This window comes from Microbacterium sp. NPDC089321 (genome assembly GCF_040684935.1).
Taxonomy (GTDB): domain Bacteria; phylum Actinomycetota; class Actinomycetes; order Actinomycetales; family Microbacteriaceae; genus Microbacterium.
Window position 1 is genome coordinate 239,035 of record NZ_JBFBGX010000001.1, and the last position, 21,273, is coordinate 260,307.

Sequence of the window (21,273 nt, forward strand, 5' to 3'; positions counted from 1 at the left end):
ATAACCTCGAGGGATGGGACGAGCACGCGCGCGGGACGCCGCGAATCCGCAGGCGCGGCTCGATCACGGCGGTATCGCCGAGGTCGCGCCCAGTGAATTCACCCACGGGTTCGAGCTCATCGTCGACGGCACACCGCAGTCGCACGTCGACCTCGACGACCCCACCCACCTGCACTTCGAGTACATCGTGCGGATGGGCGCGGTGATCGACCAGCTCGGATCATCGGCATCCGCCCCGCTCAGCGTCGTGCATCTCGGTGCAGGGGCGATGACCATCCCCCGCTACATCGAGAAGACCCGGCCCGGCTCACGTCAGCAGGTGATCGAGCTGGAGGGCCCGCTGGTGGCGCTCGTCCGTGAGCATCTTCCGCTGCCACGGTCGGCCTCGATCCGTGTGCGGATCGGCGACGCGCGGGAGGGCCTTCGGCGCCTGCCCCCGGCGCTCAGCGGGCAGTGCGACCTCGTCGTATCGGACGTGTTCTCGGGTGCCCAGACGCCCGCGCACCTCACGAGCGTCGAGTTCTACCGTGAGATCGCCGACCTGCTGGCCCCCGCCGGCGTGCTCCTGGTGAACGTCGCCGACGGACCGGGCCTCGCCTTCGCGAGGCGGCAGGTCGCGACCGCGATGAGCGTGTTCGACGAGGTGGCGCTGCTCGCCGACACCCAGGTGCTGAAGGGGCGCCGGTTCGGCAATCTGGTGCTCGCCGCCTCGCGCACGGCTCTGCCGACCGAATGGCTGCCGCGGCTGCTGGCCGCGGGTCCGCATCCGGCCAAGATCGCGCAGGGTGCCGAGGTCGCCGCGTTCGCGAAGGGCGCGGCGATCGTCACGGATGCGGATGCCGTGGCATCCCCCCGCCCCGACGCGAGCATCTTCCTGCGCTGACGCCGACCGTCCCAGCAGGTCGGATGCCGGGGTTGCAGGGCGTGCCTCGAACGGTTCTCAGGTGGGCGAGGCAGACTGGGACGACGGTCGCGGAGAGGAGTCAGCAGTCGTGAATTTGATCCAGGGTTACGACCCCGACACGCTTCGTGAACTGGTGGACCCGCGGGAGTGCCTGACACGTCTCGCTGAGATCGAGAACCAGCGGAGCCTGCCGGTGCTACTGGAGCGCGTGTGGCTGCTGAAGGTGCTCGATCGACTCGACGAGGCGCTCGAGCTGGCCGACGAGACCGTGCGTCAGGCCCGCATGGCCGGCACCCGCAAAGACCTGCTGCGCGCCCGGGTCCTGCACGCCACCGTTCTGCAGAACCGCGGTGCGCACGCCGCCGCCGCGCAGGAGCTCGCCACCTGCGCGAACGAGGCCGAGGGTCAGGGCTGGGCGGGGATCGCCGCCTTCGCACACCAGCACCACGGCAAGAACGCCTACGAGGCGCGTGACTTCGAGCAGGCGCGCGAGAGCTTCAAGCGGTCGCTGTTCCTGCGCCGTGCGGCAGGTGCCGACGACTCGGATCTCGAGAAGGCGCTGCGCGCCATCGAGGCGGCCGAGCGCCGCAGCGTCGCCACGGCCGACATGCTCGTCTGACCCGGTCGTGGCGCCGGAATCCGGCGCCGATGTCCTTCAGGGGTCTTACTCTGATCACATGGCCGATCTGGTTCGCGTCCGCGTCTGGGGTGACGCACTGATTCGCATGCACCTCGACGAGTCGTGGTCGTTCGAGTTCGACAACGCGAAGCGCCGTGCCGGGCTCTGCGACTATCAGCGCAAGCGCATCTCGGTCTCGCGCTATCTCGCCGCACGCTTCGATGACGACGAGATCCACCAGACTCTGCTGCACGAGGTCGCGCACGCCCTGGCCGGTCATGAGGCCGGCCACGGCCCTGCGTGGAAGCGCATCGCCCGGTCGCTCGGCTACGTGGGCGGCACCACGCACCACGGAGAGACGGCGACAGAGCTCGCCCCGTGGATCGGTCGGTGCCCTTCAGGTCATGTGGCCTACCGTCACCGCCGCCCGGCACGCGAGACCTCGTGCGCGAAGTGCTCACGGCGCTTCGACCGCCGGTTTCTGTTCGAGTGGCACCGTCGCGAGATCACCGCGGCCGACCGTCTCGCGGCTCAGTCGCCTCGCTGAAGCGGGTTGCGCTGCGCTCGCGAAACGCAGGAATTCGCATGGAATGCAGGAGTGAATCCCGGCATCCCTCCTGTGTTTCGAGAGAGCTCCTGTGTTTCGCGCAGTGACGATCAGTCGGCGGTGCGCGGAGCCCGATAGCGGCGCACGAGCAGGGCGATCAGACGCCAACCGAGCAGCATCGCCGCCAGCACCAGCGCCGCGACGATGATGAACGGGGTCTCGGCGGTGTCACCCGACGCGATGCGCAACAGCATCCCGCCGCCGAGCGTCACGATCCACACGACCAGCCCCCAGCCGAGCGACCAAGGCCGTCGAGGGCGGGCGGGCACCAGCGCGGCGAGCGCGTGCCCGACGAACAGAGCGACGAGGAACGGCCATGCCGTCAGCAGGAAGCCCAGGGGATCCTCGTCATGCGATGCGCGGCCGATGACCGCGAAGATCAGCACGAACACGGCGTCGACGATGACCGCGGGCAGGTACCTCATGCTCCGACCCTATGTCTGCTTCCGAGGCGCACCGCGCCGGAAACGCCAGACGAAACCGGATGCCCACGGCGCGCCACCCCCAGACACGCCGCAGCCGCACCGAAGCGTACGAGAGTCCCCGCATCCGGATGCCCCCGCCGGAAACACCAGACCAAACAGGACGGGCACGGCGCGGCGCCCCCAGACACGCCGCAGCCGCACCGAAGCGTCCGAGAGTCCCCGCATCCGGATGCCCCCGCCGGAAACACCAGACCAAACCGGATGCCCACGGCGCGCCGCGCTCGCGACACGCCGCGCTCGCACCGGAGCGTCCGAGACCCCCGGCATCCGGATGCCCCCGCCGGAAACACCAGACCAAACCGGATGCCCACGGCGCGCCGCGCTCGCGACACGCCGCACTCGCACCGGACCGTCCGAGGCTTCCGACGTGCGAAGGTCAGCTGAAGCGCTCGAAGACGCCCAGGCGCAGTTCGGGAACGACGTCGACGGCGTCGAGCTCTGCCGCCTCGGCGGTCGTCGAGGGCCGCACGCCGGCGGCCTCCATACGGGCGGTCGACGCTACGCCCCCGACGAGCTCGCGACCCGAGCCGCTGCCGATGAGCATGTGGCGGAGTCCCGGGCGCAGAGCACGGAAGGCCTCTGCTGCCGCTGCCGCCTCGGGCGAGGAGTGATCGATGCCGAGATCGCACAGCGCGTCGATGATGGCGCCGGCGCCCAGCTGATCCTCGACAGCGAAGCGCAGCTCGCCGGTGGGCCCGAGCTCGCCCGCGGCGATGATCGAGACCGAGGCGCGCGTGCCCTGTCGCTCCTGCAGAGTCATGACTGCGCGCGCGACGGCCGCGGCATTGCGGATGCCGCCGATCAGCACGGTCGAGGGAGCGCGCTCGACAGCGGATGACGAGGCTGCGGCAGCAACCGCGGCGCCGTTCGTCGACCACAGCACCGCCGATTCGAGCGGGATGCGCTGGTCTGCCGCCACCGCGTCGGCCACGGTCGACGAGAACCGCAGCACGTCGACGGCGACGATGATGTCGGCGGGCGCCAGGCGAGCCAGACCCTGCGTGCCCCATTCGAAGCGCACCTGATACGAGGACTGGTCGAACGGCGAAGGCATCCGACCAGCATATTCCCGCCTCGCGCGCCCACCGCGACCCCGAGCATCGCCGAGACCCCGTGCTGTCGATGTGGACAGCGCGGGGCCTGGGCGATGCGGCGCCCCCTCTGCGACACCGAGCAGCAGCGCCGGGGTCAATCGGCGGCGAGCGCCTCGACCGGGGCCACGCGCGTCGCGAGACGCGTGGGGGTCACCGCAGCGACCACGGTGAGCAGAGCAGTCGCCGCGACGATCGCGACCACCGGCATCCACGGCACCGCCGGGTACACGAGACCTGCGGGCTCGAAGTCGGGCAGCACGGGCACCGATCCGAGCAGCGACTGCGCCGCGATCCACCCGTAGGCGATGCCGAGCACGAGACCGGTCAGAGTCGCGGCGACCGTGATGTGCACCGCCTCGAGCAGCACCATGCGGCGCACCTGCGCCGAGGTCAGACCGATCGCGCGCAGCAGACCGAGCTCGCGGCGGCGCTGCACGACGCCGATGGTCAGCAGGTTGACCAGACCCACCGCGGCGATCACGGCCGACACGGCGACCAGCACCATCATGATGCTCGCGAAGGCGTCCATGGGGGCGAAGAAGTCGTCGACGAACTCGCCCTCGCTCTGCCGCATCATCAGGGCCTTCGCCGACTCCATCGCGACAGCGAACATGGTCACGAGGGCGACGCCCATCACGACGCCGATCGCCATGCGGCTCGAACGCTCGGGGTAGCGCAGCGCGTTCTCGGCGGCGAGGCGCGCGGTCGCGCCGCGTCCGAAGAGCCGCCCGACCAGGCGCAGCACCGGCGGCATGAACAGCGGCGACGCGGTGGCGAGACCGGTGAACGAGAAGAGTCCGCCGAAGAAGGCGACGACCACGCCGATCGGGCTGATCAGCCCCAGCATCACTCCCGCGACGAGCAGCGCGACGCCGACGACGATGAGCACGAGCGCGCCGATGTGCTTGCCGCGCCGACCTGCCTCGTCATCGTGCGTGCGCTCGACCGATCCGCCCAGTGCCTGCAGCGGGGTGACCGCGAGCACGCGGCGCGAGCCGATCCACGCCGCCAGCCAGGTCGTCAGAGCGACGCCCACGACGGGGAACAGCACGCCCGGCTGCACGAGCGTGAAGGTCTCGGGCGTCCGCCCCAGCAGCGCCTCGCCCACCAGCATCCCGACCGCGGCGAAGCCGAGCCCCGCGAACAGGCCGATACTCGCACCGATCATGCCGACGACCAGGCCCTGACTCGTCACCTCCGCCCGCTGCGACCGGGCGGACGCCCCGATCAGGCGCATCAGCGCGATGCGCCTCGTGCGCCCGGCGATGATCGTCGAGAACGTGTTCGCCGTGACGATCGCCGCGACGTACATCGCGACGGCGACCAGCAGCACCGAGAGGATCATCACGACGAGAGCGAGCATCTCGCTGTCGCCGATGAACGGGTCGGACTGCAGCATGCCACCGATGTACGCCGTCACCTCGACGAGGATCACCCCGAACGCGGCGGCGAGCGCCGAGACGAGAACGCTCGCCCCCATCCCCCGCTCGCGCAGCCAGCCGAGCCGCGCGGCCCGAGGACGGCTCAGCTCGACGCGCGAGAGCGTCGCGGCCGGCGCGCTCATGCCGCCACCTCTGCGGCGAGCATGTGCGCGGCGATCTGCTCGGCGCTCTGCTTGGGGTGGTCTGCGGTGATGCGGCCGTCGCCGAGGAACAGCACGCGGTCGGCGTGGCTCGCGGCGATCGCATCGTGGGTGACCATCGCGATCGACTGTCCGTGTTCCCGGCTCGCGGTGGCGAGCAGCTCGAGGACCTCACGGCCGCTGCGGGAGTCCAGGTTGCCGGTCGGCTCGTCGGCGAACACCAGATCGGGCGCCGTGGCCAGTGCGCGGGCGATGGCGACGCGCTGCTGCTGCCCGCCCGAGAGCTCGTGCGGACGGTGGGTGAGGCGGGATGCCAGACCCAGGCGCTCGACGAGCGAGTCGATGCGTGCACGTTCGATGGCCGTCGGCTGGCGTCCGTCGAGCTCGAACGGCAGCAGGATGTTGCCGATCGCGTCGAGAGTGGGCACGAGGTTGAACGCCTGGAAGATGAATCCGACGCGGCGCCGGCGCAGGATGGTCATCTCGAGGTCTCCGAGGCCGGTGATCTCGGTGTCGCCGATCCACGCACGCCCCTCGGTGGGGGCGTCGAGGCCCGCCATGATGTGCATGAGCGTCGACTTGCCCGAACCCGATGGCCCCATGATCGCAGTGAACTGGCCGCGGCGGATGCTGACGCTGACGTCGTCGAGGGCGCGGACGCCGGCGGCGCCGGCTCCGTAGGTCTTGGTGAGGTGCTGGACACGTGCGGCGAGGCCGAGGTCCGAGGTCGTGATCTCCATGACGTCGACGCTATTTCCGGCGCAGGTGCCCGCACATCGGCCCGGGGATGGCATCCGTCTACATCGCGAGGATGATCTCGGGAAGCCGCCCGGCGTACGAAGATCAGGCCAGGCCGTGCTCGAAGGCGAAGACGACCAGCTGCACGCGGTCGCGCAGGCGCAGCTTCGTGAGAATGCGGCTGATGTGCGTCTTCACGGTCGCCTCGCTGAGGAACTCGCGCGCCGCGATCTCGCTGTTCGACAGCCCCCGGGCGGCGAGCGCGAAGATCTCCCGCTCGCGATCGGTGAGGTCGGCGTACTCCGCCGGCACCGGCTTGGTCTCGGCGGTGAAGTGCGCGAACAGCTCGCGGGTGGCCGATGCTGCGATCACGCTCGACCCGGAGTCGACCGTGCGGATCGCGGCGAGCAGGAACTCGGGATCGGCGTCCTTCAGCAGGAAGCCGCTGGCGCCCTGCTGGATAGCCCGCGCCGCGGCCTCATCGAGGTCGAAGGTCGTGAGCATGACGACCCGGGGCGGGTCGGGCTGTGCGAGCACCTCGGCGGTCGCGGTGAGGCCGTCCATGACGGGCATCCGGATGTCCATCAGCACGACGTCGGGACGCGTGAGGCCGATGACCTCCAGGGCCTCCCTGCCGTCGCCGGCTTCACCGACGACATCCATGTCCGGCTGCGACGAGACGAGCATCCGCACACCCGCTCGGAACAGCGACTGGTCGTCGACGAGCACGACCCTGATCATCCTGACCTCCTGGTCGTCTTCGGTCCGCTCAGTTCGCCGAGGGGCCGATCGGAAGCGTAGCGCGCACGGTGAACCAATGCGGCTCATGTTGCACCGTGAGCGATCCGCCGACCAGCTGCGCACGCTCGCGCATTCCGATGAGCCCGTGCCCGCCGTGCAGGATTGGCTGCGCACCAAGGGCCGGCACGGCGGCGGGCGACGCGACCCGGTTGCGCACCGTGATGTCGACACGCTCCACCCACCACGACAGGTGCACGTCGACGTCGCCCTCACCGTGACGGATGGCGTTGGTGAGCGCCTCCTGCAGGATGCGGTAGACGGCGAGCTGAATGGCCCCCGGCGGGTCGGCCTGCGGCATCGGGTCGACCGTGACGCGTGGCTCGACGCCCGCCTGGCGCACCTGCGAGAACAGCGCCTCGAGGTCGGCCAGCGTGGGCTGCGGGCCGTCACCCTGGCGATGACGCAGCTGGGTCAGCAGCATCCGCACATCGGACAGCGCCGATCGAGCGGTCTGCGCGATCGTCACCAGCGCCTCCTGCGCGAGCTCGGGTCGCGCCGCCGCGGCGTAGCGGGCGCCGTCGGACTGCGCGATGACGACCGCGAGGGAATGCGCGACGATGTCGTGCATGTCGCGGGCGATGCGCACGCGCTCCTGCTCTTCAGCCGCCATCGTCTCGGCGCGCAGCTGCGCCTCGCGGTTGGCCCGGCTCTGCCGCACCACCCGCCAGAGCAGACCGGCTCCCCACGCCATCGCGAGCGACAGCACGATGGTGAGACCCATCGTGACGCTGAGCAGCACGAGCCGCATCTCGATGGGGGCGGGAGCCGCCACGGCGTTGACGTCGTACTGCAGCAGGCCGATGTACAGGCCGCCCAGCACGCCGCCGCCCACGGCCGAGGCGCCGCCGAGCCACAGCATCCGCTTCGTGCCCCACGCCGATGTCGCGAACAGCACCCCGAAGATGGCGACGTCGATCGGAAGCGGCGGCAGACCGCCACCCATCTGCAGAAGCGCACCGGTCCAGGCGAGGATCAGGGCGATCGGGGGCGAGAGCCGGCTGATCGCCGCGGCCCCCCAGATCAGCAGCGAGGCGACGACGAGCACGGTGGTCGCCGAGATGTCGGGCAGCCAGAAGCTCAGCTGGCCGGAGCTGAAGCTCATCGAGAGCGGAACGGTGATCAGAAGCCCGAAGACGGCACCGATGATGTCGAGCACGAGCCAGGGTGCGGGGATGCGGCGGATCACCCCTTCACGCTACGGGAGCCGGCGGGGCCCGCGCGTCCGTCTGGAGCTGTATGCGGGCGGATCAGGCCGGTGTCAGGCGCGGCAGATGATCTCGCCGTGGGGGACGAGATACCAGCCGTCGCCGTCGGATGCCCAGGCGCGCCAGGCATCGCTGATCTGCTGCAGCTGCGCGCGGGTCGCGAGCCCCTCGCGCTCGAGCTGCACCGCGAGCGCGGACTGCAGGATGCGATCGGCCCACATCCCTCCCCACCACTCACGCTCGGCAGGGGTGGCGTAGCACCAGGTCGAGGCGGTCGCGGTGATGTCGGTGAAGCCTGCCGCCCGCGCCCACTGCAGCAGGCGGCGTCCGGCGTCGGGTTCTCCGCCGTTCAGCCGCGCGGCCTCGCGGTACAGTCGCAGCCATTCATCGAGCTCGGGCAGAAGCGGAAACCAGATGAATCCGGCGTAGTCGGCATCGCGGGCGGCGACGACACCGCCCGGCTTCGCGACTCGGCGCATCTCGCGCAGCGCCTGCACCGGATCGCCGACATGCTGCAGCACCTGGTGCGTGTGCACGATGTCGAAGGTGTCGTCGGCGAAGCCCAGTGCGTGCACGTCTTCGACCGAGAAGTCGATGCTCGAGATGCCTCGCTCGGTCGCGAGCACACGCGAGAGGCTGAGGGCCTCGTCGGAGATCTCGGTCGCGGTGACGCGGCCGACCCGGCTCGCGAAGTCGACGGTGATCGTGCCGGGTCCAGCCCCTACGTCGAGCAGATGGGCATCCGGCGAGAGGTGCGGCGCAAGGTAGGCGGCCGAGTTGTCGACGGTGCGGGTGTTATGAGAGCGCAGCACCGAGTCGTGGTGCCCGTGGGTGTAGACGGCCATGCGCACAGTCTGCCGCAGCGGCGGCGGTCGCTCGCGCCGTGCGACGCAACTCCGGAGATCCGAGGGGCGATCGGCCCGAAACCCCCGTTGCGCGCCCGATCCGGCGTGCTTCTCCGGAGTTGTGACGCCTGCTGGCGGAGTTGCGACGCCGGCGGGCGGAACTCAGTCGCGGGCCATGCGCCGCAGTGTCTCTCGGTCTGGTTTCCCGGATGCCAGGGTGGGCAGCTCGGGAACGACCTCGAGCTGCGCGGGACGCGCGTGCGGACCGATCTCGGCGGCGACCAGCGCCCGGGCCTCTTCGAACATCGCCTCGGCATCGCCTATGCCGGTCGCGAGGAAGATGACGGATGCCTCGCCCCAGCGGTCGTCGCGCATGCCGACGACCACGGCCTGCTCCAGGCCGGGGATGCTGCGCACCACCCGCTCGACCCGATCGAGCGACACGTTGATGCCACCCGAGACGATCACGTTGTCGATGCGGCCGGTGATGGCGAGGCGCCCGTCGGGGGCGATCGTGCCGGCGTCGCCCGTGCGATACCACCGGCTGCCGTCGTCTCGGGTATGGAAGACCTGCGCGGTGAGCGCGGGGTCGCCGAGGTAGCCGTCGGCGAGCATCGGTCCGCTGATGCGCACCTCGCCGTCGATCTCCGCCAGGTGCACTCCCTCGAGCGGGATGCCGTCGTACACGCATCCGCCAGCGGTCTCACTCGATCCGTAGGTGCGCACGATGTGCGCACCCAGCTCCTCCGCGCGCTCGCGCAGCGACGGGGGCAGCGCCTGGCCGCCGACGAGGATCGCCCGGTACGAGGTCAGGGCGTCGCGCACATCCGCCCGCGACTCCGCCGCATCGAGCAGGGTGGCCAGCTGCGCGGGCACGAATGACGTGAACCGGTGGGTGTCCGCACGCAGCGCTGCGGTAGCCCGCACGAAGGCGTCCGCAGTGAACCGCCCGCCGAGCAGCACCGGCTCGTGGCCGGCGAGAAGCGAGCGCCCGAGCACCTGGACTCCGGCGATGTACGCGGCGGGCAGGGCCAGCATCCACTGCCCGGAGCCGATCCGCGCGGCTGTCGCCGCCGCGCTCGACCGCAGGGCCGCGGCGCTGAGCACGACGCGCTTCGGGATGCCGCTCGATCCGGAGGTCGCGATGACCACGGCCGTGCCGTCGGGCACGACATCGCCGGGTGCAGGGTCGAAGCCCAGCGCGAGCGGCCGGGTGCCGTCGAGGGCAGCGGGAAGGGCATCCCGGACCGCGGCGGCATCGCCGCCGTCGATCGGATGCAGCCTCACGACCCCGCCTCCCCGCACCGGGTCGCGACTCGAACGGCACGCCGAGGCCACCACGTCACAGACTCAGCGGGCAGCATCGATCAGAAGTGGTACGGGAACGGCGACCAGTCGGGGTCGCGCTTCTGCAGGAACGAGTCGCGGCCCTCGACGGCCTCATCCGTGCCGTAGGCGAGCCGGGTGGCCTCTCCGGCGAACACCTGCTGGCCGACCATGCCGTCATCGACGGCGTTGAAGGCGAACTTCAGCATGCGGATGGCGGTGGGCGACTTCGTCAAGACGGTCCGCGCCATCGCCAGCGCCTCGCGCTCGAGCTCCGCATGCGGCACGACGCGGTTGACGGCACCCATCTCGTACGCGCGCTGAGCCGAGTACTCCTCGGCGAGGAAGAACACCTCGCGGGCGATCTTCTGCCCCGTCTGGCGGGCCATGTACGCAGAGCCGTAGCCCGCGTCGAAGCTGCCGACGTCGGCATCCGTCTGCTTGAACCGGCCGTGCTCGGCACTCGCGATCGTCAGATCGCACACGACATGCAGCGAGTGCCCGCCGCCGGCCGCCCATCCGGGAACGACCGCGATGACGACCTTGGACATGAACCGGATCAGGCGCTGCACCTCGAGGATGTGCAGCCGGCCCGCGCGGGCCGTGTCGTGCACCTCGGTCGTCGACTCGCTGTACTTGTAGCCGTCACGGCCGCGGATGCGCTGGTCGCCGCCCGAGCAGAACGCCCAGCCGCCGTCCTTCGGGCTCGGCCCGTTGCCGGTGAGCAGGACAGCGCCGATGCGCGGGTCCTGACGGGCGATGTCGAGCGCCCGGTACAGCTCGTCGACCGTGTGCGGGCGGAAGGCGTTGCGCACCTCGGGGCGGTCGAACGCGATGCGGGCGACACCGCCGTCTCGCGACACATGCGCGGTGACGTCGGTGTAGTCCTCGGCGCCGGGCGCGAGGGTCCACTCGGACGGGTCGAAGATGTCGGAGACGAAATCAGCGGTCACGGCTCTCAGCCTATTCCGCGACCGTGCTCGCGTACGATCGTGGCGTGCTTCTCTCACCCCGCCTCCGCCGCTCCCTGCTCGCCCTCACCGCCGCTGCCGCACTCACCCTGACGGGCTGCGCCTCGGCTCCGGATGCCGCAGAGCCGGGCTCATCGGCGCCTGCGCCGTCGTCGACGGCGAGCGAGGCATCCGGAACCTGCTCGTACCCGGCCGACGGTCGCCCGTCGGAGAAGAAGGTCGATGCGCCCGCTGAGGAGCCCGTCGAGACCGCCGAGGTTCCCGTCACCGTCACCACGGGCGTCGGCGCCCTGAAGATGACGCTCGACGCTGCCAAGACGCCGTGCACCGTGAACAGCTTCCTCTCGCTCGCCGAGCAGGGCTACTTCGACGGCACCACCTGCCACCGGCTCACCACCGACGGCATCTTCGTGCTGCAGTGCGGCGACCCGAGCGCCACCGGATCGGGCGGCCCCGGGTACTCGTTCGCCGACGAGCTCGACGGCTCCGAGACCTACGAGGCCGGCACGCTCGCGATGGCGAACGCCGGGCCCGACACCAACGGCTCGCAGTTCTTCGTCGTCTACGCCGACAGCCAGCTGCCGCCGAACTACACCGTGTTCGGTCACCTCGATGAGAAGTCGACCGCGATCGTCGCCGATGTCGCGGCAGCCGGCACTGAGAGCGGCGGCCCCGACGGGGCTCCGAAGACCCCGGTCATGATCGAGAGCGTCACGAAGGGCTGACCCTCTCGCACTGCCGACACCCCCGCTCCCTGCCGCGGAGCGGGGGTGCCGGCGTTCGGAGGTCAGGCGGCGAGGCGCGACCGGGCGGCCTTGCGCCAGCCGTCGACCATGTCGCCGACCGTGATGCCGACGATCGCGATGCCGCTCAGCACGGCCAGCACGGTGACCGCGTCGCTGCCGACGCCGTTGGCGACGAACACCTCGTCGACGAAGCGCGGGTTGAACAGCACGCCGCGGCCGAGGGCTGTGAGCCCGAGGCTCATCACGCACACCGCGATGGCGGCGTTGATCCACGCGAGGGTCATCGTCCATCGACCGCGGGCGAACACGGCGAAGGCGAGGCCCGCCTCGACGACCAGCAGCGCGATGAGCGCTCCGATCCCCCACGGCCACAGGTCGGGGTTGAGGATCGACATCGGCGCATCGTCGGAGCGCACCCAGCCCCGCAGCTGGTCCCACAGCAGAAGACCCGTGAACAGCGCGAGCATCACCAGAGAGGCGATGAGGTCGGCGCGGGCCGTGCCCGAGTGCGACTCCTCGGGCAGCTGGTCGACGCTCCACCGCGTGCCGGTATCGGCGCCGGTGCGCTCGAGGACGAAGAAGACCATGGTCGTCCAGAACGACACGTGCACGATCACCGACAGCCCGACGGCGATCGACTCGCCGATGACCACTCCGATGCTCGCACCGCTCAGCGCCTGCGCGATCGCGACGCCGCCGATCGCGCACGCCGGCACGACGGCGAGCAGGATCTTCAGCAGGCGCCACCAGGTGAGGTAGTACTTCGGCCCGATCAGGTGCAGCGGCCGGTCGGCGTAGCCCGCGGCGAGCACGCCGGGGTCGCCGAGCTCGGTCAGCACCGCGCGCTCGGCATGTTCGCGCGATTCGCCGTTCTCGGTGCGGGCGTCGACGGCATCCGCGATCGAGGCCCGGAGCTCGTCTCGCACCTCGGTCTGCAGCGCCTCGGGCAGGCTCCGCACGGTCGCCGTGATGTAGCGATCGGTCAGTGTGGCGGTCATGTCAATTCTCCTCTTCGCGGAGCGCGGCGGTCGCGGCGGCGATGGCGGCGACCTCCTGAGTCAAGGTGGTGGCGAGGCGGATGCCCGCCTCGGAGGTGCGGTAGAACTTGCGGGGTCTCGCCTCGTCGGTGTTCCACTCGCTCTCGAGATAGCCCTGCTTCTCGAGCCGGCGCAGCAGCGGGTAGAGCGTGTTCGCGTCCGTCGGAAATCCGGCGGATGCCAGCTGCTCGAGCAGCCCGTACCCGTAGCCGGGTGTGCGCAGCAGCTGCAGGCTGGCGAGCACGATCGTGCCGCGCCGCAGCTCCTGCAGGTGTCCGTCGAACTCTGTCTCGTCCATACCCGTCACTATATTGTGTGACACACACTATTGTCAATGGCGCATTGCCGTGCGTCCGGTCGCCCCTAGTCTGGGGCGATGACCTCCTCCGTGCAGATCCGCCGCGTCGACCCTTTCGACACCGCTGAGCACGACCTGTGGTGGCAGGCGTACGCCGAGGCGAAGCGCGCCGACATGGGCGAGAACGCGCTCATCTGGACGCTAGAGGAGAGCCGCGCCGAGATGCAGCAGCGCTCGGCCACCACCGAGCGCCGCACCTACGTCGCCGTCCGCGACGGCTCGGTGGTCGGCGGCGGATCCCTCGCGCTTCCCCTCAAAGACAATCTGCATTCGGCCGCCCTCGGCGTCACCGTCCCGCCGGCGCACCGCCGCCAGGGCGTCGGCACGGCACTGCTCGCGCACATCGAAGCCGAGGCCGCGGCATCCGGACGCACGACACTGCGCGCCGAGACCGCATGGCCCGCATCCGCACCCGAAGACGGCACGGGCGAGCCCGGAATCGAGTTCGCCCGCACCCACGGATACACGCTCGCGCTCGGCGACCTGCAGAACCGTCTCACCCTGCCCGTGGACCCGGCCGTGATCGACGCGCTGTCGGCCCAGGCTCCTGCGCGCGGATACGACATCCGCAGCTGGATCGGCCCGGTGCCCGACGAGTTCGTCGCGGAGTGGGCGGCTCTCGACGCGATACTCGACACCGAGGCGCCGACCGGCGAGCTCGACATCGAGGCCGCATCGGCCGACGTCGACGACTATCGCGCCGACGAGGCGATGCAGGCGGCTCAGGGGCGCACATCGTTCGGCACCGTGGCGCTCGCACCCGATGGCCGCATCGCGGCATACACGCAGATCGTGGTCTCGGGCGACGACGGCAACGCCTATCAGTGGGGCACCCTGGTACGGCGAGAAGACCGAGGGCACCGGCTCGGCCTGCGCGTCAAGCTCGAGAACCTGCGGATGCTGCAGCGGCACTCTCCCGATACCCCGCGCATCTACACCTACAACGCCGAGTCGAACGAGCACATGCTCGCCGTCAACACCCGGCTCGGGTTCGAGGCCACCGGCAGACTCGGCGAGCTGCAGAAGCGGCTCGGCTGACGCGGTCGCTGCGCACACAACTCCGGAGAAGTCGGGCCAGTGCGCGCCAGAGGCGGCCGGAACCGCCGTTCTCGTCGCGGATCTCCGGAGTTATGACCACGCCGCGGGCATGATGGACGCATGACGCCGCCCCTCGCCGACCTGCTCGCCACGGCTCGCGTGGTCGCCCTGCCCATGAACACCCGCTTCCGCGGGGTCGATATGCGCGAAGCGCTGCTGTTCGAGGGCCCGCAGGGGTGGGCGGAGTTCTCGCCGTTCGTCGAATACGAAGACGCCGAGGCCGCGACCTGGCTGGCCGCGGCCATCGACTTCGCCTGGAACGAGCAGCCCGCGCCCCTGCGCGACCGCATCCGAGTGAACGCCACGGTGCCGGCGGTTGCGGCCGAAGCCGTGGCCGGTGTGCTCGCCCGATTCGACGGATGCCGCACGGCCAAGGTCAAGGTGGCCGAGCGCGGCCAGGTGCTGGCCGACGACATCGCGCGCGTCCGCGCGGTACGCGAGCACATGGGACCCGAAGGCCGGATCCGCATCGACGCGAACGCCGGCTGGAACGTCGACGAGGCCGAGCACGCGATCCACGCCCTCGCCGAGTTCGACCTCGAATACGCCGAGCAGCCCTGCCCGACCGTCGCCGAGCTCGCTGAGCTTCGCACGCGCGTCAGACACATGGGCATCCCGATCGCGGCCGACGAGAGCGTGCGCAAGGCCGAGGATCCGCTGGCCGTCGCCCGTGCCGGCGCCGCGGATCTCATCGTCATCAAGGCGCAGCCGCTCGGCGGCATCCGGCGAGCGCTCGGCATCGTCGCCGAGGCCGGCCTGCCCGCCGTGGTCTCGAGCGCGCTCGACACGGCGGTCGGCCTGTCGCAGGGCGCCGCACTCGCGACATCCCTCCCGACGCTCGACTACGACTGCGGGCTGGGCACCGCCTCGCTGTTCGCCGACGATGTCGCCGACGCCCGGCCGGTCGGCGGGTCGGTGTCGGCCTCGCGGGTCGTTCCGGATGCCACCGCGCTGGCGCGCCTCGAGGCTCCTGCCGACCGGCGCACCTGGTGGCTCGAACGCCTCGAGCGCTGTCACGCACTGGTCAGCGCAGGAGACGCGGTCTAGCTCCGCATCAGCTCGACCATGCGGCCGAGCGCATCGCTGCCCGCGCGGCGCAGGCTGACCGAGTCCCGACCGCCTATCGCGCCGCGCACGGTCATGCCCTCCCACACGATCATGAGCAGCCGGGCGGCCTCGTCGGCGCTGATGCGCAGTGCGATCTGACCGGCGTCGATGATCTCCTGGATGATGGCGGCGATGCTGCGCACCATCTCGTCCTCCTGCGCGAGGTAGGCGGCGCCGAACGCAGGGTCTCGCAGGGCGCGGATGCGGATCTCGCTCATCATCATGACGCCGACGCGGTCGTCTGCGCCCGAGTCCATGATCTGCTGCACGAGGTCGGCCGGGTCGCACTCGTCGAGCGTGTTCTCGCCGACGAGCATCGCGACGCGTTCACGCACCGCCTGCAGCCGGGTCTCGCCGACCGAGGCCGCGAGCGTGAGGAACAGCTCGTCCTTCGACTCGAAGTTCGAGTAGAAGGCGCCGCGCGTGAAACCGGCGCGCTCGCACACCGCCTCGACGGTCGCGCCCTCGAGGCCGACCTCGGCGAACACCTGCTGGGCCGCCTCGAGAAGGCGGGCGCGCGTGTTCTCGCGGCTGCGTGTCGCGGTCATCGCTTCTCCTTCACATCGGGTGCACAGCATCCGGCTTCCCGATGCCCTTACGATACATGTACGTATTCAATACATCTGTGTATCGAGATTCTGCGGAGGCCGCGTGTCCACCCTTCTCTCCACGCTCGGGCGCTGGTCGTTCCGGCATCCGTGGCGCGTGCTCGTCGCCTGGCTCATCGTGCTGGGCGTCGCCGGCGGCGGCGCTGTCGCGCTCGGCGCGGGAACCGACAACACCTTCTCGATCCCCGGCACCGAGTCGCAGGCGGGCCTCGAGCAGCTCTCGCGGACCTTCCCGCAGGTCAGCGGCACGAACGCGCAGTTCATCGTGGTCGCGGCAGACGGCGATGACATCACCGACGCCGCCTACCGCGACGATATCGAAGACGCCGTCGACAGCCTCGAGCGCTTCGACGGCGTGCTCGCGGTCACCTCGCCGTACGACGAGAACATCACGGGCATGGTCAACGCCGAGAAGACCGCAGCCATCGTGCGCCTGCAGTTCGAAGGCCAGTCGACCGATGTGCCGGCGAGTGTGAAGGAAGACCTGCAGAGCGAGGTCGACGAGCTCGCAGCCGCGCTGCCCGACGGCTCGCAAGCCGCTCTCGGCGGCGACCTCTTCGCGACCTCCATCCCCACGGTCACGATCACCGAGGCGATCGGCCTGCTCATCGCGCTGCTCGTGCTGATCGTCACCTTCCGCTCGTTCGTCGTCGCGGGGCTGCCGCTGCTCACCGCGGTGCTCGGCGTGGGCATCTCGATGGCCGGCATCTTCGCCGCCACCGCCTTCGCCACCGTGTCTTCGACCACTCCTCTGCTCGCGCTCATGCTCGGACTCGCAGTCGGCATCGACTACGCGCTGTTCATCGTCGCCAGGCACCAGGATCAGGTGCGCGACGGCATCGACCCCGAGGAGTCCGCTGCGCGCGCGGTCGGCACGGCCGGGTCGGCTGTGGTCTTCGCCGGCATCACGGTGCTGATCGCCCTGATCGGACTCGGGTTCGCGGGCATCCCGTTCCTGACCACGATGGGGATCGCCGCCTCGGTCGCGGTCGCGATCGCCGTCGCCATCTCGGTGACCCTCACCCCCGCGCTGCTCGGGTTCCTGAAGGGCCGCGTCGCCGGCCGACCCCGGCGCGCGCGTTCCGCTTCGGCCGCCGGCGACGACGACCAGCAGGGGCGAGAAGGCACGGCCCGCGACGCCGCGACGCGCCGCACGTTCTCGCGGCGCTGGGTCGACACGATCACGAAGCGCCCGGTCATCGTCGCCACCGCGGTCATCGTCGGACTCGGCATCGTCGCGATCCCCGCGCTCAGCCTCAACCTCGCGCTGCCCAACGCGGGTGTGCTCCCGAAGGGATCCGAGGCGCGCGTCAGCTACGACCTCACCGCCGACGAGTTCGGCCCCGGCTTCAACGGCCCGCTGATCCTCACCGGCACGATCGTCACCTCCACCGACCCGCTGAACCTCATGCAGGACCTCGGTGACGAGGTCGAGAAGCTGCCCGGCGTGCGCGAAGTGGCCCTCGCCACTCCCAATGAGACCGCCGACACGGGCATCGTGCAGATCATCCCCGAGACCGCGCCCGACGACCCGGCGACCAGCGACCTCGTGCGCGAACTGCGCTCGCACCACGACGGATGGCTCGACGAGTACGGCATCGACCTGAAGGTCACGGGCTTCACCGCCGTCGCGATCGACATCTCCGACCAGCTCGGCGCCGCGCTGCTGCCGTTCGGCATCTTCGTGATCGGCCTGTCGCTCATCCTGCTCGCGATCGTGTTCCGCTCGATCTGGGTGCCGGTCACCGCGGCGATCGGATACCTGCTGTCGATCGTCGCCGCGTTCGGCGTCGTCGCCGCGGTGTTCGAGTGGGGCTGGTTCGCCGACGCCCTGCACGTGGCGCGCACCGGACCGATCATCAGCTTCATGCCGATCGTGCTCATGGGCGTGCTCTTCGGCCTCGCGATGGACTATCAGGTCTTCCTCGTCTCACGCATGCGCGAGGACTTCGTGCATGCCCGCGGATCCGGGCGCGCAGAGGCCGTCGAGGCGGTGCGCTCCGGTTTCTCGGGCACCGCTCGCGTCGTCACGGCCGCGGCGCTCATCATGTTCGCCGTGTTCGTCGCGTTCGTTCCCGAGGGCGACTCGTCGCTCAAGCCCATCGCGCTCGGACTCGCCGCGGGCATCGCGATCGACGCGTTCCTCGTGCGCATGACGCTGATCCCCGCGGTCATGGCGATCCTCGGCGAGCGCGCCTGGCAGATCCCCCGCTGGATGCAGCGCGCCCTCCCCCACGTCGACATCGAGGGCGAGGCGGTCGAGCGCGAGCGTGCGCTCGACGCGTGGCCGGGTGACGGCAGCGTCGTGGCCGCCGACGACCTCGTCGTCGATGCAGCCGGAATCGACGGTGCGCACCTGCGGCTCGCCCCCGGTGCGTCGCTGGTCGTGACCGGCGCCGGCGCCAGCGCCCTGCGCACGCTGGCGCTCGTTCTGGCCGGGCGGGTGAAACCGGATGCCGGCAGGCTGCGCGTCAGCGGCCATCTGCTGCCAGGCCGGGCGGCGTGGGTGCGCGCCCACGTCGGCGTGGTGCTGCTCGATCAGCCGGATGCCGCCGCTCAGCTCTCCGAGGCACTGCGCGGTCAGCCCGCACTCGTGATCCTCGATGGAGTCGATCGCCTCTCCGCCTCCGACCGGGACCAGCTCGCCGCACGCCTGCGTGACGCGGGCGACGACCTCGCGGTAGTGCTCACGACTCCCGATCCGGATGCCGCGCAGCACCTGCTGCTCGATGCGGGCCGCACCCCGGCATCCGTCACCGACCTGCACGACAGCGCCGAACTCCCGACCTCCGACTCGACCGAGGTGACCGCATGACGCTCCCCATCGAACGCGCACGCTCGCGCCGGCCCATCACCTGGCTGACGCTCATCGGGGTGCTGCTGCTGCCGGCCCTGATCGGCGGCATCCTCGTCGCGGCGCTTCAGGACCCGACCGACCGGCTCGACGAGATGACGGCCGCGGTCGTCAACCTCGACAAGCCCGTCACGATCGACGGGCAGTACACCCCTCTCGGACGGCAGCTCGCGGCCGGGCTCGTCGAGGGATCGGATGAGCTCGACTCGAACCTCACGTGGGTGATCTCGAACGAGGACGACGCCTCGGAGGGCCTGGCCGAGGGCCGGTACCAGGCCATCGTGACGATCCCCCGGTCGTTCTCGGCAGACGCCACCTCTGCCGGCACGGCGCTGCAGGACGGCGAGTCCACCGCCGAGCAGGCCGAGATCAGCGTGACCACCGCACCCGACGGCCGGGTCGCCGACGGACTGATCAGTCAGCAGATCGCATCGGTCGCCGCATCGACGATGGGGACGATGATCAGCGAGGCGACGGTCGGCAACGTGCTGGTCGGGTTCAAGACGATCGGCGACCAGATAGGCGACGCCGCTGACGGAGCCGACAAGCTCGCCGATGGCGCCCGCTCGGCCGCCGACGGTGCGGCTGAGATCCCCGACGGGGCAGACCAGCTCGCCGACGGCGCCCGCAAGCTCGCCGACGGCTCGGGCCAGCTCTCGGACGGCGCCGCACAGCTCGGTGCGGGCGCGGATCAACTGGCCGGCGGAGCGAACCAGATCGCCAGCGGAGCGGTCTCACTGGGCACGGGGCTCGACACGATCGCCACCAAGACCAGGGAGGCCGGAGCCGGTGCGACCCAGCTCGGCCAGGGTCTGGTCGGCGGTGCGGCGGCCATCACGGCTCCCGACAGCGAGGTGAACACCCTGGTGCAGACGCTGCAGCTCGTCGCCGGCAAGGCCGCGACGGCAGCATCCTCGTCGGTCGACGCGGTCACCAGGATCGGCGGCGTCGCCCAGAGCCTCGGTGCTCTGGCAGCCGAGTGCGATCCGGCCGCATCGGGCGCAGACTTCTGCGGGCGCCTGGCCGCAGCGGCAGGTGACGCCGGTGCGGCGGTCGAGTCCGCGAAGCAGGCCGCGACTGACGCGGGCACGGTCTCGGGCTACATGACGCCCGTCGCCGAGAACGTGAAGGGCCTTCCCCAGCAGCTCGCCGCACCCCTCAAGAGCGCCGGCGACGCGGCTCTCGCGCTCGGCGGCGGTGTGGGGCAGATCGCCGACGGCATCGACACATCGGCCGACGGCGCGCGTCAGCTCTCGGGCGGCATGGTGGATGTCGGCACGGGTGCGTCGAAGCTCGGCGACGGCGCCACGGGCCTCGCGGACGGCGCCTCTGGCATCGCAGACGGCGCCTCGCAGCTCGGTGATGGCATCACCGCTCTCGGCGACGGTGCGGGCGAGCTGTCGGACGGACTCGACGAGCTGGCATCCGGAACCGGCGATCTCGCCGAGGGCCTGCACACCGCATCGACCTCGCTGCCGTCGTTCGACGACGAGCAGTCGACCTCGCTCGCGTCGGTGATCGCCGACCCCGTGGCATCGACCTCGGACTCCGACGACATGTTCGGTCCGACCACGGTCCCGCTGCTGTCTGCCGTCGTGCTGTGGTTCGGCGCGCTGGCGTCGTTCATCGTGCTGCGCGCTGTGCCGGGCAGCACGCTCACCTCACGTCGCTCGTCGATCGGGATGGTGCTGCGCGGGTTCTGGCCGGCTGCCGGCCTCGGGGCTGCGCAGGGTCTGCTGGTCGCGCTGGTCGTGCAGATCGTGGCCCAGTACGACGCGGCCCAGTGGTGGGGCTTCGCCGGATTCGCAGTCGTGGCCGGCGTCGCGTTCGCCGCGATCAACCAGGCTCTCGTGGCGGTGCTCGGAGGCATCGGGCGATGGGTGAGCGCGCTGGTGGGGGTCGTGGCCCTGGCGACGAGTCTGATCTCGACCGTGCCGTCGTGGCTTGCGGCACTCGGCGCGGCGATGCCGACCGCGCCCGCGCTCAGCGGACTCATCGCCCCCAGCGGCGCGGCCTTCGCCGGCCTGGTCGTCTGGGCGGTGCTCTCACTGGGAGCCGCGACACTGGCCGTGGCGACCCGCCGGACGACGTCGTCCAAGGCCGTGCTGGCCGCGGCCTAGCATCCGGATCGGGCGTCCGGGACGGGGTTCCGGATGCCCGGGGCGCGACTGAGCCGACGACACACGCACCCGAGAACAGGACGATCGACGGGAACAGGCCCCTTCACGAGAATCCGTCCTGTCCTCGCGAACCAGCCTGTGCCCGAGAACCCCGACCCCGGGAAGCGG

General features: G+C 70.8%; 20 protein-coding genes. 8 read left to right on the forward strand and 12 right to left on the reverse strand.

Annotation, left to right across the window (positions count from 1 at the left end; genetic code table 11):
- The first annotated feature begins 13 nt into the window (after window positions 1-13).
- The 3 genes from AB0N59_RS01075 to AB0N59_RS01085 all read left to right on the forward strand — a co-directional run bounded on the left by AB0N59_RS01075 (window position 14) and on the right by AB0N59_RS01085 (window position 2,070).
- Entirely contained in the window at window positions 14-883 is an 870-nt protein-coding gene (locus AB0N59_RS01075) for a fused MFS/spermidine synthase (RefSeq protein WP_363477515.1), read from the forward strand.
- A gap of 109 nt (window positions 884-992) precedes the next feature.
- Complete coding sequence (locus AB0N59_RS01080) at window positions 993-1,523, forward strand: hypothetical protein (RefSeq protein WP_363477518.1); 531 nt, start codon at window positions 993-995, stop codon at window positions 1,521-1,523.
- Window positions 1,524-1,581: 58 nt separating this feature from the next.
- On the forward strand, window positions 1,582-2,070 hold the full coding sequence (locus AB0N59_RS01085) for a SprT-like domain-containing protein (RefSeq protein ID WP_363477521.1): 489 nt from the start codon (window positions 1,582-1,584) through the stop codon (window positions 2,068-2,070).
- A 110-nt stretch (window positions 2,071-2,180) separates the two neighbouring features.
- On the opposite strand, the gene AB0N59_RS01090 is transcribed toward AB0N59_RS01085, so the two are convergent.
- The 9 genes from AB0N59_RS01090 to AB0N59_RS01130 form a co-directional block, all read right to left on the reverse strand.
- Window positions 2,181-2,555: a DUF3054 domain-containing protein gene (locus AB0N59_RS01090; RefSeq protein ID WP_363477524.1), complete on the reverse strand. Its 375-nt coding sequence runs from the start codon at window positions 2,553-2,555 to the stop codon at window positions 2,181-2,183.
- A gap of 436 nt (window positions 2,556-2,991) precedes the next feature.
- A complete protein-coding gene (locus AB0N59_RS01095) occupies window positions 2,992-3,669 on the reverse strand; it encodes a 2-phosphosulfolactate phosphatase (RefSeq protein ID WP_363477527.1) in 678 nt (225 codons plus the stop codon).
- Between the two features lie 134 nt (window positions 3,670-3,803).
- Window positions 3,804-5,273: an ABC transporter permease gene (locus tag AB0N59_RS01100; protein ID WP_363477530.1), complete on the reverse strand. Its 1,470-nt coding sequence runs from the start codon at window positions 5,271-5,273 to the stop codon at window positions 3,804-3,806.
- A complete protein-coding gene (locus AB0N59_RS01105) occupies window positions 5,270-6,031 on the reverse strand; it encodes an ABC transporter ATP-binding protein (protein WP_363477533.1) in 762 nt (253 codons plus the stop codon). Before AB0N59_RS01105 ends, AB0N59_RS01100 begins: the two co-directional genes overlap by 4 nt.
- 103 nt (window positions 6,032-6,134) lie before the next feature.
- Window positions 6,135-6,770 (reverse strand): response regulator transcription factor, encoded by a 636-nt coding sequence (locus AB0N59_RS01110; protein ID WP_363477536.1) that lies wholly within the window; start codon window positions 6,768-6,770, stop codon window positions 6,135-6,137.
- 28 nt (window positions 6,771-6,798) lie between these two features.
- Entirely contained in the window at window positions 6,799-8,016 is a 1,218-nt protein-coding gene (locus AB0N59_RS01115) for a histidine kinase (protein WP_363477538.1), read from the reverse strand.
- Between the two features lie 72 nt (window positions 8,017-8,088).
- Window positions 8,089-8,880, reverse strand: coding sequence for a class I SAM-dependent methyltransferase (locus AB0N59_RS01120; RefSeq protein ID WP_363477541.1), 792 nt, complete (start codon window positions 8,878-8,880; stop codon window positions 8,089-8,091).
- 162 nt (window positions 8,881-9,042) lie between these two features.
- Window positions 9,043-10,167 (reverse strand): AMP-binding protein, encoded by a 1,125-nt coding sequence (locus AB0N59_RS01125; protein ID WP_363477544.1) that lies wholly within the window; start codon window positions 10,165-10,167, stop codon window positions 9,043-9,045.
- A gap of 80 nt (window positions 10,168-10,247) precedes the next feature.
- Window positions 10,248-11,159: a 1,4-dihydroxy-2-naphthoyl-CoA synthase gene (locus tag AB0N59_RS01130; protein ID WP_363477547.1), complete on the reverse strand. Its 912-nt coding sequence runs from the start codon at window positions 11,157-11,159 to the stop codon at window positions 10,248-10,250.
- A 44-nt stretch (window positions 11,160-11,203) separates the two neighbouring features.
- Here AB0N59_RS01130 and AB0N59_RS01135 point away from each other — a divergent pair, with 44 nt between their 5' ends.
- On the forward strand, window positions 11,204-11,902 hold the full coding sequence (locus AB0N59_RS01135; RefSeq protein WP_363477550.1) for a peptidylprolyl isomerase: 699 nt from the start codon (window positions 11,204-11,206) through the stop codon (window positions 11,900-11,902).
- A gap of 62 nt (window positions 11,903-11,964) precedes the next feature.
- Here the strand turns inward: AB0N59_RS01135 and AB0N59_RS01140 are convergent, their stop codons facing one another.
- Window positions 11,965-12,921, reverse strand: coding sequence for a permease prefix domain 1-containing protein (locus tag AB0N59_RS01140; RefSeq protein ID WP_363477553.1), 957 nt, complete (start codon window positions 12,919-12,921; stop codon window positions 11,965-11,967).
- Window position 12,922: 1 nt separating this feature from the next.
- Complete coding sequence (locus tag AB0N59_RS01145) at window positions 12,923-13,258, reverse strand: helix-turn-helix transcriptional regulator (RefSeq protein WP_204975660.1); 336 nt, start codon at window positions 13,256-13,258, stop codon at window positions 12,923-12,925.
- A gap of 78 nt (window positions 13,259-13,336) precedes the next feature.
- Between AB0N59_RS01145 and AB0N59_RS01150 the strand changes: the two genes are divergently transcribed.
- On the forward strand, window positions 13,337-14,356 hold the full coding sequence (locus AB0N59_RS01150) for a GNAT family N-acetyltransferase (protein WP_363477557.1): 1,020 nt from the start codon (window positions 13,337-13,339) through the stop codon (window positions 14,354-14,356).
- Window positions 14,357-14,476: 120 nt separating this feature from the next.
- Entirely contained in the window at window positions 14,477-15,463 is a 987-nt protein-coding gene (locus tag AB0N59_RS01155) for an o-succinylbenzoate synthase (protein ID WP_363477560.1), read from the forward strand.
- Here the strand turns inward: AB0N59_RS01155 and AB0N59_RS01160 are convergent.
- Window positions 15,460-16,071, reverse strand: a complete 612-nt coding sequence (locus tag AB0N59_RS01160; protein WP_363477563.1) for a helix-turn-helix domain-containing protein — start codon at window positions 16,069-16,071, stop codon at window positions 15,460-15,462. The two genes, AB0N59_RS01155 and AB0N59_RS01160, sit on opposite strands and share 4 nt — an antisense overlap.
- Window positions 16,072-16,174: 103 nt before the next feature.
- Between AB0N59_RS01160 and AB0N59_RS01165 the strand changes: the two genes are divergently transcribed.
- A complete protein-coding gene (locus tag AB0N59_RS01165) occupies window positions 16,175-18,946 on the forward strand; it encodes an efflux RND transporter permease subunit (protein ID WP_363477566.1) in 2,772 nt (923 codons plus the stop codon).
- Entirely contained in the window at window positions 18,943-21,105 is a 2,163-nt protein-coding gene (locus AB0N59_RS01170) for a YhgE/Pip domain-containing protein (RefSeq protein ID WP_363477569.1), read from the forward strand. The genes AB0N59_RS01165 and AB0N59_RS01170 overlap by 4 nt, the downstream gene beginning before the upstream one ends.
- Window positions 21,106-21,273: the final 168 nt, after the last annotated feature.

Excerpts from the sequence above, each read along its gene's own strand:
- AB0N59_RS01095 (WP_363477527.1), bottom strand. The coding sequence starts at position 3,669 with ATGCCTTCGCCGTTCGACCAGTCCTCGTATCAGGTGCGCTTCGAATGG.
- AB0N59_RS01150 (WP_363477557.1), top strand. The coding sequence starts at position 13,337 with ATGACCTCCTCCGTGCAGATCCGCCGCGTCGACCCTTTCGACACCGCT.
- AB0N59_RS01170 (WP_363477569.1), top strand. The coding sequence starts at position 18,943 with ATGACGCTCCCCATCGAACGCGCACGCTCGCGCCGGCCCATCACCTGG.
- AB0N59_RS01140 (WP_363477553.1), bottom strand. The coding sequence starts at position 12,921 with ATGACCGCCACACTGACCGATCGCTACATCACGGCGACCGTGCGGAGC.
- AB0N59_RS01075 (WP_363477515.1), top strand. The coding sequence starts at position 14 with ATGGGACGAGCACGCGCGCGGGACGCCGCGAATCCGCAGGCGCGGCTC.
- AB0N59_RS01090 (WP_363477524.1), bottom strand. The coding sequence starts at position 2,555 with ATGAGGTACCTGCCCGCGGTCATCGTCGACGCCGTGTTCGTGCTGATC.
- AB0N59_RS01110 (WP_363477536.1), bottom strand. The coding sequence starts at position 6,770 with ATGATCAGGGTCGTGCTCGTCGACGACCAGTCGCTGTTCCGAGCGGGT.
- AB0N59_RS01105 (WP_363477533.1), bottom strand. The coding sequence starts at position 6,031 with ATGGAGATCACGACCTCGGACCTCGGCCTCGCCGCACGTGTCCAGCAC.
- AB0N59_RS01155 (WP_363477560.1), top strand. The coding sequence starts at position 14,477 with ATGACGCCGCCCCTCGCCGACCTGCTCGCCACGGCTCGCGTGGTCGCC.
- AB0N59_RS01085 (WP_363477521.1), top strand. The coding sequence starts at position 1,582 with ATGGCCGATCTGGTTCGCGTCCGCGTCTGGGGTGACGCACTGATTCGC.
- AB0N59_RS01120 (WP_363477541.1), bottom strand. The coding sequence starts at position 8,880 with ATGGCCGTCTACACCCACGGGCACCACGACTCGGTGCTGCGCTCTCAT.
- AB0N59_RS01145 (WP_204975660.1), bottom strand. The coding sequence starts at position 13,258 with ATGGACGAGACAGAGTTCGACGGACACCTGCAGGAGCTGCGGCGCGGC.
- AB0N59_RS01160 (WP_363477563.1), bottom strand. The coding sequence starts at position 16,071 with ATGACCGCGACACGCAGCCGCGAGAACACGCGCGCCCGCCTTCTCGAG.
- AB0N59_RS01100 (WP_363477530.1), bottom strand. The coding sequence starts at position 5,273 with ATGAGCGCGCCGGCCGCGACGCTCTCGCGCGTCGAGCTGAGCCGTCCT.